The 15,753-nt window shown below is 71.3% G+C and carries 17 protein-coding genes; 6 read left to right on the forward strand and 11 right to left on the reverse strand.

Annotated elements, in window-relative coordinates; all coding sequences use genetic code 11:
• Positions 1 to 78 precede the first annotated feature (78 nt).
• The 5 genes from B4N89_RS05905 to B4N89_RS05925 all read right to left on the reverse strand — a co-directional run bounded on the left by B4N89_RS05905 (position 79) and on the right by B4N89_RS05925 (position 4,794).
• Positions 79 to 918, reverse strand: a complete 840-nt coding sequence (locus B4N89_RS05905) for an enoyl-CoA hydratase/isomerase family protein (protein ID WP_078974808.1) — start codon at positions 916 to 918, stop codon at positions 79 to 81.
• A 211-nt stretch (positions 919 to 1,129) separates the two neighbouring features.
• The gene (locus B4N89_RS05910; RefSeq protein ID WP_160161547.1) at positions 1,130 to 1,612 is read right to left on the reverse strand and encodes a MarR family winged helix-turn-helix transcriptional regulator; all 483 of its coding nucleotides are present in this window, start codon (positions 1,610 to 1,612) and stop codon (positions 1,130 to 1,132) included.
• A 255-nt stretch (positions 1,613 to 1,867) separates the two neighbouring features.
• On the reverse strand, positions 1,868 to 2,695 hold the full coding sequence (locus B4N89_RS05915) for a cyclase family protein (protein ID WP_161500641.1): 828 nt from the start codon (positions 2,693 to 2,695) through the stop codon (positions 1,868 to 1,870).
• A gap of 247 nt (positions 2,696 to 2,942) precedes the next feature.
• Positions 2,943 to 4,049, reverse strand: a complete 1,107-nt coding sequence (locus B4N89_RS05920; RefSeq protein ID WP_078974811.1) for an alcohol dehydrogenase catalytic domain-containing protein — start codon at positions 4,047 to 4,049, stop codon at positions 2,943 to 2,945.
• 208 nt (positions 4,050 to 4,257) lie between these two features.
• Positions 4,258 to 4,794: a GNAT family N-acetyltransferase gene (locus B4N89_RS05925; protein ID WP_078974812.1), complete on the reverse strand. Its 537-nt coding sequence runs from the start codon at positions 4,792 to 4,794 to the stop codon at positions 4,258 to 4,260.
• A gap of 261 nt (positions 4,795 to 5,055) precedes the next feature.
• On the opposite strand from B4N89_RS05925, the gene B4N89_RS05930 reads away from it, so the two are divergent.
• From B4N89_RS05930 to B4N89_RS05940, 3 genes are all read left to right on the forward strand, one after another.
• Positions 5,056 to 5,649: a hypothetical protein gene (locus B4N89_RS05930; protein WP_078974813.1), complete on the forward strand. Its 594-nt coding sequence runs from the start codon at positions 5,056 to 5,058 to the stop codon at positions 5,647 to 5,649.
• Positions 5,650 to 5,781: 132 nt separating this feature from the next.
• Positions 5,782 to 6,135 carry a hypothetical protein gene (locus B4N89_RS05935; protein WP_078974814.1) on the forward strand — a complete coding sequence of 118 codons (354 nt, stop codon included), beginning with the start codon at positions 5,782 to 5,784 and terminating at the stop codon, positions 6,133 to 6,135.
• Between the two features lie 149 nt (positions 6,136 to 6,284).
• The gene (locus B4N89_RS05940; RefSeq protein WP_078974815.1) at positions 6,285 to 6,851 is read left to right on the forward strand and encodes a hypothetical protein; all 567 of its coding nucleotides are present in this window, start codon (positions 6,285 to 6,287) and stop codon (positions 6,849 to 6,851) included.
• A gap of 19 nt (positions 6,852 to 6,870) precedes the next feature.
• On the opposite strand, the gene B4N89_RS05945 is transcribed toward B4N89_RS05940, so the two are convergent.
• Positions 6,871 to 7,332, reverse strand: a complete 462-nt coding sequence (locus B4N89_RS05945; protein ID WP_078974816.1) for a winged helix-turn-helix transcriptional regulator — start codon at positions 7,330 to 7,332, stop codon at positions 6,871 to 6,873.
• 63 nt (positions 7,333 to 7,395) lie between these two features.
• Here B4N89_RS05945 and B4N89_RS05950 point away from each other — a divergent pair, with 63 nt between their 5' ends.
• Positions 7,396 to 8,592 (forward strand): MFS transporter, encoded by a 1,197-nt coding sequence (locus tag B4N89_RS05950; protein WP_078974817.1) that lies wholly within the window; start codon positions 7,396 to 7,398, stop codon positions 8,590 to 8,592.
• Positions 8,593 to 8,686: 94 nt separating this feature from the next.
• Here B4N89_RS05950 and B4N89_RS05955 read toward each other — a convergent pair whose 3' ends face one another.
• The 5 genes from B4N89_RS05955 to B4N89_RS05975 form a co-directional block, all read right to left on the reverse strand.
• Positions 8,687 to 9,661, reverse strand: a complete 975-nt coding sequence (locus tag B4N89_RS05955; protein ID WP_078974818.1) for a fumarylacetoacetate hydrolase family protein — start codon at positions 9,659 to 9,661, stop codon at positions 8,687 to 8,689.
• Positions 9,662 to 9,772: 111 nt separating this feature from the next.
• Positions 9,773 to 10,402, reverse strand: coding sequence for a CoA transferase subunit B (locus tag B4N89_RS05960; RefSeq protein ID WP_078974819.1), 630 nt, complete (start codon positions 10,400 to 10,402; stop codon positions 9,773 to 9,775).
• Entirely contained in the window at positions 10,402 to 11,187 is a 786-nt protein-coding gene (locus B4N89_RS05965) for a CoA transferase subunit A (RefSeq protein ID WP_078974820.1), read from the reverse strand. Before B4N89_RS05965 ends, B4N89_RS05960 begins: the two co-directional genes overlap by 1 nt.
• A 491-nt stretch (positions 11,188 to 11,678) precedes the next feature.
• Entirely contained in the window at positions 11,679 to 12,614 is a 936-nt protein-coding gene (locus B4N89_RS05970; RefSeq protein ID WP_078974821.1) for an MBL fold metallo-hydrolase, read from the reverse strand.
• A gap of 139 nt (positions 12,615 to 12,753) precedes the next feature.
• Positions 12,754 to 13,293 carry a TIGR03086 family metal-binding protein gene (locus B4N89_RS05975; protein WP_161500642.1) on the reverse strand — a complete coding sequence of 180 codons (540 nt, stop codon included), beginning with the start codon at positions 13,291 to 13,293 and terminating at the stop codon, positions 12,754 to 12,756.
• Positions 13,294 to 13,583: 290 nt separating this feature from the next.
• On the opposite strand from B4N89_RS05975, the gene B4N89_RS05980 reads away from it, so the two are divergent.
• Both B4N89_RS05980 and B4N89_RS05985 read left to right on the forward strand, forming a co-directional pair.
• On the forward strand, positions 13,584 to 14,294 hold the full coding sequence (locus tag B4N89_RS05980; protein ID WP_078974823.1) for a DsbA family oxidoreductase: 711 nt from the start codon (positions 13,584 to 13,586) through the stop codon (positions 14,292 to 14,294).
• Entirely contained in the window at positions 14,291 to 15,529 is a 1,239-nt protein-coding gene (locus B4N89_RS05985) for an MFS transporter (RefSeq protein ID WP_161500643.1), read from the forward strand. Before B4N89_RS05980 ends, B4N89_RS05985 begins: the two co-directional genes overlap by 4 nt.
• Positions 15,530 to 15,753: the final 224 nt, after the last annotated feature.

Raw genomic sequence — 15,753 nt, forward strand, 5'->3', positions numbered from 1 at the left:
GGCGGAGAGGGGGTCACTGGTGCTCCTGTCGTACCGAGGGGCCTGTCATGCCGAGGGTCCTGTCGTGCCGAGGTCCTGTCATGCCGAGGGAGCCGGCCGTTCCGATGATTCCGCCGCCAGTACACCGTCCCACGCGCCGGTGACCGTGCCGGTCCAGCGTGGTGTGCGCCGTTCGGACCACGCGCGGGGGCCCTCGCGTGCGTCGTCGGTGCCCATCAGCACGCGGTGGTAGGCGGTTTCCAGGCGTTCGACCTCGTCGAGCCCGGCGTCGGCCCACAGCAGCCGCTTGGTGAGCGCCGCCGACACCGGGTGCACGTTGGTCGCGATGTCGCGCGCGATCTCCAGTGCGGCGGGCAGAACCTCGTCGGCGGGCAACGCCCGTGACACCAGGCCGAGTACGGCCGCCTCGGCGCCGCGGAAGGTGCGCCCGGTCAGCAGGATGTCGGCGGCCACCGCCCGCGACGTGGCCGCCGGCACGGTCCAGTGCGACTGGGCGTCGGGGACCATGCCGCGCCGTACCTGTGGAATCGCCAGCTTGGCGTCCTCGGCCACGAGCCGGATGTCGCACTGCATCGCCAGCGTGAACCCGATGCCGATCGCGTGCCCGTTGATCGCGGCGATCACCGGCTTGCGCACCTCCCACGCGGCCGGCCGCACCGGCGACGCGCTGAACTTCCGCGACCGTGCCGCCGCTTCCCCCGGTCCCGCGAAGCTGTCCGCCTCCGGCGACATGTCGGCGCCCGCGCAGAACGCCCGCCCCGCGCCGGTGAGCACCACCGCGCGCACCGCATCGTCGGCGTCACACCGCGCGTATGCGTCCCCGAGGGCCGAACCCATGCCCCCGGAGAAGACATTGAGTTCGTCGGGCCGATCCAGCGTGACGACGGCAACCCCGTCGCGGATGTCGAACTTGATCACCCTGGGACGGTAAGCCGGATCCTTGACCAAATCAAGTGATGGCTTCGCGCATTCCGCACACCCGCCGCACCCGCCGCACCCGCGCGATTGCCGACAAAAATTGCCGGGGCCCGCCGTCGAATGCCACGAACACAGCAGCAGCTGCGAACGCCCCGACAGCCGACCCCGGCAATCAATATGGAATATGACGAACAGTCGGACGGTCAGACGGTCAGACCGCGCTGTCCTCGACCTCCGCCGCGGGAATCTCGCCCTGGGCCATCTCTTCGACGAATCGCTGCAGGAGCGTCGCGAACGTCTCGCGATCCTCGTCGCTCCAGCGGTCGAGCATCTCGCTCATCCGTCGATCCATGACGTCGTTCAACCGACGCCGCACGGAGTCGCCGCGCGGGGTGAGCGAGACGAGGCTGACCCGGCCGTCGTCCGGACTGGGCGAGCGCCGGACATAGCCGTCCCGCTCCAACTGGCCGACCTGGCGCGCGGTGGCACCCGGGTCCATGTTCGTCATGCGCGCCAACTCCCCCATGGGGAGCGGGCCTTGCTTCTCGATTCGGCGCAGCAGCACATAGGCGGGCTGCGAGATGGTCGCGCCCGCCGCGGCGGCCTGGCCCGCGTACACTCGGCGGCTGGCGTGGCGCCGAAGCAGGGCCTCCAGCGCCCGCTGGATCGCTTCGACGTTTTCGGTGGAGTTCACCCCGCCATGATAGCAGTCCTTGACTACGTCAATTTAATACTGTGCGATAACGTGCATTACCCGTATCGGATTCCGGATTCCGCGCCCGAGTGCGGGTGTGTACAGGCGTACCGGAGACGGGGATTTGCCGGGCATTGTCGCGGGCCGGCGCGGATCGGCGAGGGCTGCGGGCTCGATCCGAGCGGTCGCCTCGGTCCCGACGGAGGAAACGAGACCGAGACGACCTGCCCATGGACTATGTCAGTCGTCCGACGATCAGACAATGGCAACCGGATTGATGGGACTGCCCGTTGCGCCGGTGACCGGAAGCGGGGATACGCACAGCAGGCACGAATAAGTGCCCGCCTGTGCCATGCCCTCGGCAAGATCGGTCAACCACAGGTGTTCGAGCAGCGGTACACCCGATTCCACCAGCAACGCGATATGTACCGACAGGAACCGGTCGTCGAACGGAATGCACTCGATCGCGCTGTTGTCGGCACCCACGACGCTGATCTCCCGGGCCCGCACGTAGTCGACCGCGTCGAGCGACAGACCGGGCTGCGCGAAGGACGGCTCGCGGCCGGATGCCTCGATCGCCCGGTATTCGTCGAGGTAGCCGGTCCGCACGAGCAGCGCGTCGCCGGACCGCACCTCGACCCCCTGCCGCTCGGCGCAACCCGCCAGATCCGCGGCGGTGATCCGGTAGCCGCCCTCCAGATACGGCGTGTCGAAGTGGCGGGGCAGGTCGAGCAGCACCGCCCGGGTCGCGAAGGCGCCCAGTTTGTCGATCCCGCAGCGGCCGGCGCCGGTGTGTGAGCGGAACGTGTCGGCCGGGAAGCCGTTGTAGAAGCGGCCCTTCGCCTGGACATGGCAGAGCGCGTCCATGTGGGTGAGGTTGTGCGACGGGATGATCAGGACGTCCTCGTTGGACCCGACGTCGCCACCGCCCTCGAAACCGTCGTACATCGCGTCGGTCTGACTCACCAGGGTCAACCGCTGCGGCGAGCCCCGAAAGTCGAAGGCCGGCTGGTTCCCGCGCGCGATGGGCAGCGCCAGGGAGTAGGTCCGCCCGGTCCGGACCTCGTGCGCGGCGGTTCGCACCCCCTCCGGTTCGATCAGGTTCAGCGCCCCGCGCTCGTCCTCCGCGCCCCAGCGGCCCCAGTTGCCGGCGGGGGCGGGGCGACGGACGACGCGGCCCCTTCGGTCGAGCGGATCTCCGTCATGCCTGCCGCGGTCCTCTCGGTGAACGGGGTAACGGGGTAACGGGAGAACAGGTGAACGAATGGGCGCATGGACCGATCGGCTCGGCGATCCGGTCGCGCTCGGCGTTCCGGAGCGGGCGACCGGATCAGAACGCGATGACCCCGCGCGCGATCCGTCCGTGGTGCATGTCGTCGAGGACGTCGTGGAAGCCCTCCGCCGGATAGACCCTGGACACCAGCGCGTCCAGGTCGAACTTGCCCTGGCGGTACAGCTCGACGACGGTCCGGATGTCCTCGTGCGGACGTACGCCGCCGGCCCGGGTGCCCAGGATGCCCCGGTCGCACTGGAGCAGGTTGGCGATCCGGATGCTCGCGGTCGCGGTCTGCGCCGGCTGGCCGACGGCGATCAGCGTGCCGCCCCAGTCCAGCGCCTCCATGGCGTTCTCGAGCACGGCCGGGATGCCGGTGCACTCGAAGATCCAGTCCACGCCGCCCGCGCCGAACACGCCGACCTTGACCTCGTCGCTGTACGGGAACAGGGTGCGGATCTCGTCGGCGACGTCGACGCCCTTGCCGGACTTGACGAAGTCGGTCGCGCCGAACGCGCCGGCCAGTTCGAACTTGCCGGGCACGGTGTCGATGCCGACCACCCGGCCCGCGCCCTTCAGACGCAGCGCCTGGACGGCGGACAGGCCGACGCCGCCGAGGCCGATCACCGCCGCGGTCTGCCCGGGGAGCACGTTCGCCCGGTTGAGTACGGCGCCCGCGCCGGTGACCACGCCGCACGGGACCAGGCACGCGGAGGTCAGCGGCACGTCCTTGGGGATGGACACGCACTGGATCTCCTTGACCAGGGTCAGCTCGGCGAAGGTGGAGGCGCCGGCGAAGTTCCATACCGGCTCGTCGCCGATCGCGAACGGCGTACCACGATTGCCCAGCGTCTGCCGACAGCGGTTCGGGTGTCCGGTCTGGCAGTGCCGGCACATCCCGCACGCGGCGATCGTGGTGATCACGACGTGGTCGCCCGGCGCGACCGAGCCGACCCCCGCGCCGACCTTCTCCACGATGCCGGCGCCCTCGTGGCCGAGCACGGACGGCGTGGGCCACTCGATCACGCCTTCGAGCACGCTGACGTCGCTGTGGCAGACGCCGGTGGCGACGATCCGCACCAGGACCTCACCGGCCTCCGGATCACGTACGGTGACGTCGTCCCGGATCTCGGCGCCCGTGGCGGTGTGCAGGATCGCGCGCATGTACCGTCTCCTCGTTCCGGGCGGACGGCCCGCCGCGAGGTGTTTTCGCCGCGCCCCGGACCGGCCCACCCCAAGCCGAACACTCACATCCTTGGTCACTACAACCGATCTCGATTATTCATCGGTGTCCGGAGAGGTCAAGGCATACCGGGATGGGATCTGACGGACCGTCGGATCCGTTGCGGGGTGTGTTCGGAGTGCGCCGGAGTCAGATGACCGTGGGGCTGCGGCGCTCCAGGAGGGTGACGTCGCGCCAGCGGTCGCGGTGGCGGCCGACGCGTTCGCGCACGCCGATGGTGCGGAAGCCGAGGGCGGCGTGCAGCGCGAGGCTGCCGACGTTCTCGGGGAAGACGCCGGCCTGGATGGTCCACACGCCGGCCGCCTCGGTCGAGGCGATCTGGGCGCCGAGCAGCGCACGGCCGACGCCCCGGCCGGCCGCGTCGGGGTGGACGTACACCGAGGTCTCCACCACCCCGTGGTAGACCGGGCGGCGCGAGGTCGCGCTCGCGGCCACCCAGCCGAGCACCGCGCCCGCGGCCCCGTCGAGCGCGACGAAGCGGTGGTCGGGCAGCTTGCCCTCGTCGAACTCGGCCCAGTCGGGCGCGTGTTCCTGGAACGTGGCGTTGCCTGTGTCGATGCCGAGCTGATAGATCGCGAGCACCGACTCCGCGTGCTCGGCGCGCATCGGCACGATCGTGACGGCGGCGAAACCGCGGCCGTCGGGGGCTGGGGCAGTCGAGGTCATGGCGTTCTCCGAGGACGGGACGATCCGGCGAACACGGCCGTCGGCAGCGATCGACGGGACGGTGAGCGAAGCCACGGGCACACCTCCATCCTCACCCGCGCACCCGCGGGCTCCACACGGGGGTGGCCGCCGGGCGCGGGTCGCGGCCGGGACCGGCCCGGCGCGTCCCCGTCGACCGCTCGGCGCCTGCGACGACGCGCTCGCGTTCCCGCCGGCGATACTCGCGTGCGTTCCCGGAGTCGCGCCGGTATAACTCGCCGGATGGGAGCACACGCAGCGCAGGATGTGGAGGCGACGGTCGCGCACGCCGTCGCCGTGTTGGCCGAGGCCACCGAGGGCAATCGGGACTGGTCGCGGCCGGCCGGCGACCTCGAGTGGGACTGCTGGTACACGCTGGTCCACGTGGTCGGGGATCTGTACGGCTACGCGGGTCAGGTCGCGTCGGGTCGGATGGACGACTACGTCCCCATCGACATCCACGAGGAGGACGACGCGACGCCGGCCCAGATGTTGCACGCGGTCCGCGCCGGCGGCACGATCCTGGCGTCGGTGGTCACCACGCAGCCGGACTCGAACCGCGCCTTCCACCCGTACGGCGTCTCCGACCCGGACGGCTTCGCCGCGATGGGCATGGTCGAGGTGATGGTCCACATGCACGACATGGCGGCCGGACTCGGCCTCGACTACCGGCCCGACCCGGAGATCTGCGCCCGGGTACTGGCCCGGATGTTCCCCGACGCCCCCGCCGGCTTCGAGCCGTGGCCGGCCCTGCTGTGGTGTACCGGCCGCACCGAGCTGCCGGGCCATCCGCGCCGGGTGGGCAAGTGGCGTTGGAAGGGCACCCCGGACGAGTAGGGCGGGAAACCCTCGGGAGCGGAATTCGTCCCCGTTCGACGACCCGACCCCGGAACCGGTCCCCGGGACACGGCACCTACGCTGCGGGCTACCAAGCGCCGATGCGCCTCGCGTTCGCCGAAGGAGCCCGCAATGACCGCACCTTCCCTGGATGGACTTCGCTTCGCCCCGCTCGGTCGTCCCGAGCACGGAGAGGTCGACGCGTCCACGCTGTTCGCGTACCACGAGGTGGACGGCCGGATCTGGGCCGAGTACGACGGCGGCGACATCGTGCACGGTCACCTCGTCGGTACCCGCGACGGGGACACGCTGGACTTTCGCTATGTGCAGCTGAACCGCTCCGGCGGCACCGCCTCCGGGCACTGCGTGAGCGCCGTCGTCGTGTTGCCGGACGGTCGGATCCGGCTGGACGAGACCTGGGAGTGGGAGTCCCGCGAAGGCAACGGGACGAGCGCGGTGGAGCAGGTCGCCGAGACCGGGAACTGACCGCCGCCGGCGGGTCGGGGCCACGACGACAGGGCCGCCCGGAACCGTCGTGCGAAGCCCCCGCGCACCCCTGTCGCCGGCACCCGGCCGGTTGTCGGACGCGGTATCTACCTTGGGCCGCAACGGACATCGCGACCGAAGGGGTGGCCATGGGGTTCAACGGGGACATCGTCGTTTTACGTGCGGACACGCCGCTGGCCGACCTGGCGCCGTATGTGGGCGGCGAGGGCCATCCGGTCTATGCCGAGTGGGCCTACCGCGACGGCTGGCGCGCGGTGCACGTGCGGCACTTCGAGGATCCGTACGCCTTCCAGGGCCCGTGGTTGACCGACCTGGCCGCCAGGACCGGCTCCCCCGTGCTGGTGTGCGGGGTGTTCGAGAGCGATGTCGCGCATGTCCAGGGACTGAGCGGGACGGACTTCTGGGAGGGGTGGCTCGACCCGGGCACCGCCGCCTCGCGGTTGGCGCAGAACCGGTGGCACCGGGGCGGCGGGCGGGGCGACTTCGCCCGGTTCCGGGACGAGGCCGCCGCGTGGCTGGAGGAGGACCGGCCGCGGGTCGCCGAGGCGGCGGTGCGGTGGGCGGCGGCGGCCGGCTACGAGGTGCGGCCCGAGCCGATCCTGGAGTTGTTGGGTTTCCGGCGGGATCCATTCGTCGAGCAGTTGTTCTTCACCCTGCTGAACCACCTCGGGCTCACCGAAGTCCCGGTCGGGTAGGGCGAATTCGTCCGGTCGGTCAGTCCTGGCCGCCCTCGCCGACCCGCTCCACCTCGGTGTCCTCCGGCCGGATCGGGCGGCCGTCCGCCGCACGCACCTCCAGGGTGCGCAGCGGGCGGCCGTCGCGTCGGTCCAGGAGCCTGGACATCGGCTCGCCGGGCCCGAACCAGTGCGTCTCGCCCCACTGCCGCAGTGCGACGACCACGGGGAAGAGGTCGCGCCCCTTCGCGGTCAGTACGTATTCGCGGTAGGCGCTGCCGTCCGACGCGGGTACCGTCTCCAGGATCCCGCCCGCCACCAGGGCCCGCAGTCGGGCGGTCAGGATGTTCTTGGCCACTCCGAGACTGCGCTGGAACTCGCCGAACCGGCGGCTCCCGTCGAACGCGTCGCGCACGATCAGCAGCGACCACCAGTCGCCGATCGCGTCCACCGATCGCGCCACCGGACAACTGTCCTCGTCCAACCGCGTGCGCTGCACCATGGCCCGTCCTCTCGCTCACCCCACCGGTTGCAACATGCTACCAACATTGCCTATGGTCACCTGGTGGCAACTTGCAACCGGATATCCCGCGCCCTCACCCTGCTCTTCGCGATCGCCGCCGGCGTCGCGGTCGCCAACGTCTACCTCGCCCAGCCGCTCCTGGTGACCATGGGCCACGACCTCGGCCTCGCCCCCGGCACGGTCGGCGTCGTGGTCACCCTCACCCAGGTCGGCTACGGGTTCGGCCTGTTCCTGCTCGTCCCACTGGGCGACCTGATCGACCGCCGCCGCCTGATCGTGGGTCAATTCGCCCTGCTCGCCATCGCGTTGGTCGCCGTCGGTACGGCCCGGGGGGCCGCCCCGCTGTTCCTGGCGATGATCGCGGTCGGCCTGCTCGCCGTGGTCACCCAGGCGGTGGTCGCCTACGCGGCCTCGCTCGCCGCCCCCGCCGAACGAGGTCGCGTGGTCGGCGCGGTCACCAGCGGCGTGGTCATCGGCATCCTGCTCGCCCGTACGGTCTCGGGCGTGCTGGCCGACCTCGCGGGCTGGCGCGCGGTGTACCTGTGCTCGGCCGCGTCGACCCTGGTCCTGGCAACGGCGCTGTACCGCGTACTCCCCAGGCGGCGCGCCGCAGCTGCGCCGCTGTCGTACCGCGATCTGCTCGGCTCGACCGTGCGGCTGTTCGTCGAGGAGCCGGTCCTTCGCGTCCGGGCCGGCTTCGCCCTGCTGGCCTTCGCCGCGTTCAGCACCCTGTGGAGCAGCATCGCACTGCCCTTGAGCGAACCTCCACTGTCCCTGTCGCACACCGCGATCGGCGCCTTCGGCCTGGCCGGCGCGGCCGGCGCGCTGGGCGCGATCCCGGCCGGGCGGCTGGGCGACCTCGGCCACGCACACCGGGTCACCGGCACCGCACTGGTGTTGCTGACCGTGTCCTGGCTGCCACTCGCGTTCACCCGCCAGTCGTTGTGGGCCCTGGTGGTGGGCACGATCGTGCTCGACCTCGCCGTCCAGGCGGTACACGTCACCAATCAGAGCCTGATCTACCCGCTGCGTCCGGACGCCGGCAGTCGGTTGATCGGCGGCTACATGATCTTCTACTCGATCGGCAGCGCGGGCGGCGCGATCGCCTCGACCACGCTGTACGCGGCGGCGGGCTGGACCGCCGTGTGCCTGCTCGGCGCGGGCTTCGGCGCACTCGCGCTGTTGCTGTGGGCAGTGGACCCGACGCGACGCGGTCGGCCCGCGCCGGTCGCGGCGTGAGCCGCCTCGCGTCGCGCCGACGGTTTCCGTGGCAGTTGAACCCGTGCCCGGCCGGCGGGCCCCGGGTGGGACCCGCCGGCCGGGCGTCGCCGGCTCACGCGTCGAAGGAGTCCCTGCGGGTGCGCGGGCGCTTGCGGGCCGCCGGGATGGGCTGCGGCGCCGCGCCCTCGACCACCGTGTTGGCCACCGTACCGATGCCCTCGACCGTCAGCGAGACCGTGTCGCCGGCGCGCAGCGACGGCAACTCGCTTCCCCGGCCCCACAGTTCGCCCAGGCAACCGCCGTTGCCGCAGGTGCCGGTGCCGAGCACGTCGCCGGGCCGGATCCAGGTGCCGCGCGAGGCGTAGGCGACCAGTTCGGCGGGCGGCCAGCCCATGTTGACCAGCGAGTCCCGACCGATCTCGACGCCGTTGACCGAGGCGCGCATGGCCAGGTCCAGGAAGCCGTCCGCGTCCCGGAACTCCTCGAACTCGTCCGCCGTCACCAGCCACGGACCGAGCGTGGTCGCGGTGTCCTTGCCCTTGCACGGGCCGAGGCCGACCCGCATCTCGCGGGACTGGAGGTCACGGGCCGACCAGTCGTTGAAGATGGTGTAGCCGATGATGTGTTCGGCCGCCTGATCCACCGTCAGGTCCCGGCCCGCCCTGCCGATCACGATGCCGACCTCCAGTTCGAAGTCGAGCACGGCCGACCCCGGCGGCATCGGGACCGGGTCGTTCGGGCCGATGATCGCGTACGGGTTGGTGAAGTAGAAGGTGGGCAACTCGTACCACTCCGGGACCACGACCGCGCCCGGGCCCTGCACGGTGATCATGGCCCCTTCGACGTGTTCCTCGAACGCCACGAAGTCGCGGACCGTGGGCGGCTGGAGCGGCGGCAGCAGGCGCACGTCGGCGAGCGCGACCGAGGGGCCGGCCAATGCCTGCTCGCCCGCCGCGCGCAGGGCCTCGGCACCACGTTCGATCAGACCGAGCAGGGTCTCGCCGGCCGGCAGCGGATGTACCGCGTCCTCACCCGGCACCACTCCGGAGTGGATCGAGCCATTCAGGTCGAAGGTCGCGAACTTCACGATTGGTGCTCCTTGTTCCGGTACGTGCCGAGGACCGGCGACGATGCGTCGGTATCGCTAAATGATCACATCGGCGCCGGTCGATCTCCGCCCCGACCTCGGCGGACGGCGTCAGGTCAGCAGCCGCGCACCGGTCTTCGCGCGCACCTCGTCCTCGGTCACCCCGGGGGCGGTCTCGACCAGGAGCAGGCCGCGATCGGTCACGTCGAGCACCGCGAGGTCGGTGATGATCCGCCGCACGCAACGTTTCCCGGTGAGCGGCAGGGAGCACTCGTCGACGATCTTGTGCTGGCCCTTCCTGGTCACGTGCTCCATCAGCACGATCACCCGGCGGGCGCCGTGCACGAGGTCCATCGCACCGCCCATGCCCTTGATCATGCTGCCGGGGACGGTCCAGTTCGCCAGGTCGCCGGCCACGCTGACCTGCATCGCGCCCAGGATCGCGGTGTCGATGTGGCCGCCTCGGATCATCCCGAAGGAGAGTGCCGAGTCGAAGTAGGAGGCGCCGGGCAGGACCGTGACGGTCTCCTTGCCGGCGTTGATCAGGTCCGGGTCGACCGCGTCCTCCGTCGGATACGGCCCCACGCCGAGCAGCCCGTTCTCCGAGTGCAGCACGACGTGTACGCCGGCCGGGATGTGGTTGGGCACGAGGGTGGGCAGGCCGATCCCGAGGTTGACGTAGGAGCCGTCGATCAGCTCTGCCGCCGCCCGCGCGGCCATCTCGTCCCTGGTCAGGGCCATCAGTCGCGCACCGTTCCGCGCACCGCCGGGGCGCCGTTCGTGGTCTTCTTCTCGATCGGCTTGTCGGCGACCTGGGCCGGGGTCAGCGCCACCACGCGCTGGACGAACACCCCGGGCAGGTGGACCGCGTCGGGATCGAGCTCGCCCGGCTCGACCAGTTCCTCGACCTCGGCGATGGTGATCCGACCGGCCATCGCCGCGAGCGGGTTGAAGTTGCGCGCCGACTTGTCGAACACCAGGTTGCCGTGCCGGTCGCCGCGGGCCGCCCGGACCAGGGCGAAGTCGGTGGTGATCGCCTCCTCCAGGACGTACTCGACGCCGTCGAAGACGCGGACCTCCTTGCGCGGTGAGGCCACCAGCACGTTGCCCGCCGCGTCGTAGCGCCATGGCAGTCCACCCTCGGCCACCTGCGTCCCGACCCCGGCCGGCGTGTAGAACGCCGGAATCCCACAACCACCGGCCCGCAACCGCTCGGCCAGCGTGCCCTGTGGGGTCAGTTCCAGTTCCAGTTCCCCGGAGAGGTACTGCCGAGCGAACTCCTTGTTCTCCCCCACGTAGCTCCCGGTCGCCCGGGCGATCCTCCCGGCATGCAACAGGATGCCGAGCCCCCACCGATCGACCCCGCAGTTGTTCGAGACCACCCTCAGCCCGGCGGCCCCCTGCGCATGCAGGGCGCCAATCAACACCGAAGGAATCCCACAGAGCCCAAACCCCCCAACGGCGACCGAGGCCCCATCCCCCACATCCGAAACCGCGTCAGCAGCCGCCCCGACCACCTTGTCCACACCGTCTCCATTCACCGACCCGCCCCTGGACGCTAACCCCGGACCCCCCAGCCCCCCGCAGCCCCCTTCCACTCACCGGAAGCCGGGCCCAAAGGCAGACAGCGTCCGACCGGGCCAAAACCGGCGTTCGAGGCCACCCGGCCGGCGCTAAGGAAGCCGGCGTCCGAACAGACCCGCCGAAGCCACACACAACAACACCGACCGGGCCAAAACCCCAGCCCGGCCGGCGTTTGAGGCCACCCGGCCGAAGGCCGGAACGGACCCGCCGAAGCCCCACACAACAACACCGACCGGGCCAAAACCCCAGCCCGGCCGGCGTTTGAGGCCACCCGGCCGAAGGCCGGAACGGACCCGCCGAAGCCGCACACAACAACACCGACCGGGCCAAAATCCCAGCCCGGCCGGCGTTTGAGGCCACTCGGCCGAAGGCCGGACGGATCAGCCCGGCCGGCGCGTGAGGCCGGCCAGGCCGCCAGGCCGGCCGACCACACCTACGCGTAGCACGAGAGCGGCTTGCCCCCGTTGAACGTCACCATGTCCCCGAGCGCGGCGTAGATGTCGATCGCCCCCGCCCGCTCCACCCCACCCAACTCCGCATAGGCACGGTGCAGGTTGCCCACGATCCGCTCCGAGTCGGACAGCGCCGCGTACTCGCCCAGATCCGTCTCCCGCGCCACGCTCAACGGGTCCAGACCCGCCTCGAGACCCTTGCGCGCGGTCTCCAGCACGAACTCGGTGTATCCGATGGCGTAGTCGATCTGGTCCGGACCGCACACCTCGCCGTGCCCGGGAACCAGCGTCGCCGCGCCCAACTCCTTTACCTTCTCCAGCACTTCGAGGTAGCCGGCGGGCGAACCCATCAGCAGGAACGGGGTGCCGCCGTTGAAGATCAGGTCGCCCGTGTACAGGACACTCTGCTCCTCCAGCCACACCACCGAGTCGTTCGAGGTGTGCGCGGCACCGAAGTGCCGGACCTGGGCCCGCAGATCGCCCGCGTACACGGTGACGCCCTCGGTGAAGGTGAGGAACGGCGGTACCGCCCGCACGCCGCCCCAGCCGACACCCGGCCAGATCGACTCGACCTCCATGATCCCGAGGTTCAGTATCTCGGTCCGGGTCTTCTCGTGCGCGACGATCGTGGCCGTCTCGAACAGGTAGTTCCCGTTCGTGTGGTCCCCGTGGTGGTGCGTGTTGATCAGCGTGCGCACCGGTGCGTCGGTGTGCTTGGCGATCGTCTCCTGGAAGGTCCGGGTGCGGGCCTCGGTGGCGCAGCCGTCGATCGCGACGACGCCCTCCGGACCGACCAGGAACCCGGTGTTGTTGATCCACCAGGTGCCGTCCGGCTGGATGTACGCGTACGCTCCGTCGGCCACCTCCTGGACGCGAGGCGGATCCATCCGGCCGTGATCGTGCTGCGACGTGCTCATCGATACTCCCGATCGACTGGGGGTGTGCGTTGACGTGCTTACACCGCCGACCGCCCTCCGCGCAGCCTGACGTACCGTCAGTTGCCGCGTCCGGGAGGGCTTGTCCCGGGATGTCCCGGGCCCGATCGGCGATGTGCGGTCAGTCGACCACGCGTCCGGTGAACGCGGCGAGCCGGTCCGCCGCCGGCGCGTCCGGGGCGACCGGCTGCACGGGGCCGAACGCGCGGCCCTCGCCGCGCGCGGCATCCGGAAGGGTTTGCCGCATACGCTCGAGCAGTTCCTCGGCGAGTTCGGGGTCCAGGTCGCTCGACCGGCCCAGCGCCCGGGCCAGGTCCCACGCGTGCACGAAGATGTCGCCGGTGGCCAGGCCGAGCAGGAAGCCGCCGGTCCGCTCGCCGAACGGGGTCTTGATGGCGGCGGCGATCCGCTCCGGGGTGAAGGTCGCGACCATCGTCTCGACCGCCGCCTCGAAGTCCTCGCGGGGGTCCTCCGAAAGAGGCTCGCTGGGCCCGGTCAACGCCGACGCCAGGCCGCGCTGCGCGCCGGTCGTGTGCGCCAACAGGGCTCGGACGTCCCATTCGGAACACGGACAGGGCAGTGTCAACTCCGCGTCGCCGACCTCGGCCAGCAGCGGGCGGAAGCTCTCGACGGCGCGCCGGTACTGGGTGATCTGGTCCACGAAGGCTCCTCGGGGGGTGACGCCGCGACCACGCGGCGTGATGTCCGGGTGACGGGAGACGAGCAGCGGACAGGCTACGCCCAGGCCCCGAAGCCGCGATACGTCGCGGTTGGGGAATGATGACGCCTGCACGAATGTTTTGCCTCGGGTGTCTCCGGCACCGTGATCGCCGGTACACCCGACCCGCGCCCGTCCCGTACAGCGCCCGAACTTCCCGCGTCCCGGCGCGCCGTCGCGGCCCGACGCCGCGCGCCGACCCCGGGCCCCCGATCCGGAAGGCTGGAGAGCAAGTGAAGGTCGAGATCTACAGCGATATCGCGTGCCCGTGGTGCTACGTCGGCAAGCGGCGCTTCGAGCGCGCGTTGGCCGTGTTCCCCGGCGGCGAGGACGTCGAGGTCACGTACCGCCCGTACGAACTGGACCCGAGCACACCCGCGGAGCCGGCCCCGCTGCGCGAGCGGCTGGCGGAGAAGTTCGGCGCAGACAACCTGGACGCGATGAACGCCCGGCTCGCCGAGATCGGCGAGGACGCGGGCATCACCTTCGACTTCGCCAACGCGCTGGCCGTGAACACGCTGACCGCACACCGGGTGTTGCGACTCGCGCTGACCGAGTACGGCCCGGCGGCTCAGGCCGCGCTCAAGGACCGGTTGCTCGCCGCGTACTTCACCGAGGGCGAGAACGTCGCCGACCATGCCCGCCTGACCGAGTTCGCGGTCGAGGCCGGCCTGGATCGACATCGTGTGGTCGCCTACCTGGCCTCCGACGAGGGCGTCGCCGAGGTGCGGCGGGAGATCGACGAGGCGCGGGAGATGGGTGTCACGGCGGTGCCGACGTTCGTCTTCGAGGGCACGTGGGCGGTCCAGGGCGCGGAGGAGTCCACCACCTTCCTCCGGGTGCTCAAGCAGGTGCGGGAGGGGATACGCGAGCGCGACGGCTCGTCGTCCGCCCCGGAGCCGGCCGCGGGCGACGCGTGCGCCGACGGCTCCTGCGCGGTGTGAGCGCCCTGGGGGAACGGGCCGAGACACCGTCCGTCGCGCGGCTGCGTCGCGCGCGGTTCGCGGCGCTGTTCGTCTTCTTCGCGTTCAGTGCCGCGGTGGCCGACTTCCTGGCCCGGATCCCCCAGTTCAAGGAGGATCTGGACCTGGACGACGCCCAGTTGGGCCTGGCCCTGCTCGGCTCGCCGGTGGGCGCGCTGGTGGCGGTGCAACTCGCGGGCACCGCCGCCGGGCGTTGGGGCAGCAGACGCGTCGCCCGGGTGTCGGTGATCGGCGGCTGCCTGTCCCTGCTGCTGCCGGCGTTCGCGTGGGACCTGCCCTCGCTCGCGGTCGGCCTGCTGGTCCTGGGTGGCCTGATGGGCTTCACCGACGTCGCGGCCAACGCCCAGGGGGTGGCGATCGAACAGCAGTTGCGCCGCCCGATCATGAACAGCCTGCACGGCGGCTACAGCCTGGGCGGTCTGTTCGGGGCCCTGATCGGCTCCGGCGCCGCGGCGCTCGGCATCACTCCGAGGGTGCACCTGTCGATCATGGCCGGCGTGCTCGCGGTCGCGGTCTGGGTCGGGTCGCGGGCGCTGCTCGGTCCCGCGGACGACCCCCATGTCCGCGCGCCGGAGACCGTACCCGCGCCGGACACGAGCACCGACGCGGACCGCGCGCCCGCCCCGGCCGAAGGCGGCCTGGGCCGACTGCTCGCGGGCTATCGCGCGGTCGTCCTGCTCGCCCTGATCGGCCTGTGCTCCTTCGTCGGCGAGGGCGCGGTCGCCGACTGGAGCGGGGTACACCTGCGCGAAACGCTGGACAGTTCGGCGGGCGTCGCCGGTCTCGGTTTCGCGGGCATGTCGGTGGCCATGGCGGCCGGCCGCTTCGCGGGCGACCACGTGGTGGAACGCTTCGGCCCGGTGCGCGTGTTGCGCGTGGGTGCGCTGATCGCCGCGCTGGGCATGACGATCGCGCTGGTCACCCCCTGGCCGGCGGTATCGGTACTCGGCTTCACCCTGTTCGGCATCGGCGTGGCCCCGGTCGCCCCGGTGACGTTCAGCGCGGCCGGCAACACCCCCGGGGTTCCGGCGGCATGGGCCATCTCCCGGGTGACCGGCATCGCGTACATCGGCCTGCTGGCCGGCCCTCCGGTGATCGGCTTCATCGCCCACCACACCAGCCTGACCACGGCCCTGGCCATCCCGGCGGTACTCGTGGCCGTCATCGCCCTCACCGCGGGAGCGGTCCGCCGCTAGGGAGCGTCCCACGGCCGGAGTTCGGCACCGAACCGGGGCAAGTCGTGCCCGAAGGGGTCGGGTTCGGTGCCCGTTCGCCGTCGGCCGGGCGCCGACCCCGAGCCGGACCGGCACGCCTCCGGCGGCCCGCCGGCGCAACACGACAGGCCGTCCCGGCACTTGATCGATGTAGTCACAGGTCGACCAATAGCCGGCGGACGACCGACGCGCGGCCGGCGTGCGAC

Origin of the sequence: Embleya scabrispora, assembly GCF_002024165.1 — a bacterium.
Lineage (GTDB): Bacteria > Actinomycetota > Actinomycetes > Streptomycetales > Streptomycetaceae > Embleya > Embleya scabrispora_A.

Bases quoted from the DNA above. Each gene is read 5' to 3' on its own strand.
- B4N89_RS05920 (WP_078974811.1), bottom strand. From the start codon at position 4,049: ATGCGCGCGATCCTGCACACCGCCACGGGCGCCGAGATCCGGGACGAC.
- B4N89_RS05925 (WP_078974812.1), bottom strand. From the start codon at position 4,794: ATGACCTCGACTGCCCCAGCCCCCGACGGCCGCGGTTTCGCCGCCGTC.
- B4N89_RS05930 (WP_078974813.1), top strand. From the start codon at position 5,056: ATGGGAGCACACGCAGCGCAGGATGTGGAGGCGACGGTCGCGCACGCC.
- B4N89_RS05935 (WP_078974814.1), top strand. From the start codon at position 5,782: ATGACCGCACCTTCCCTGGATGGACTTCGCTTCGCCCCGCTCGGTCGT.
- B4N89_RS05940 (WP_078974815.1), top strand. From the start codon at position 6,285: ATGGGGTTCAACGGGGACATCGTCGTTTTACGTGCGGACACGCCGCTG.
- B4N89_RS05945 (WP_078974816.1), bottom strand. From the start codon at position 7,332: ATGGTGCAGCGCACGCGGTTGGACGAGGACAGTTGTCCGGTGGCGCGA.
- B4N89_RS05960 (WP_078974819.1), bottom strand. From the start codon at position 10,402: ATGGCCCTGACCAGGGACGAGATGGCCGCGCGGGCGGCGGCAGAGCTG.
- B4N89_RS05970 (WP_078974821.1), bottom strand. From the start codon at position 12,614: ATGAGCACGTCGCAGCACGATCACGGCCGGATGGATCCGCCTCGCGTC.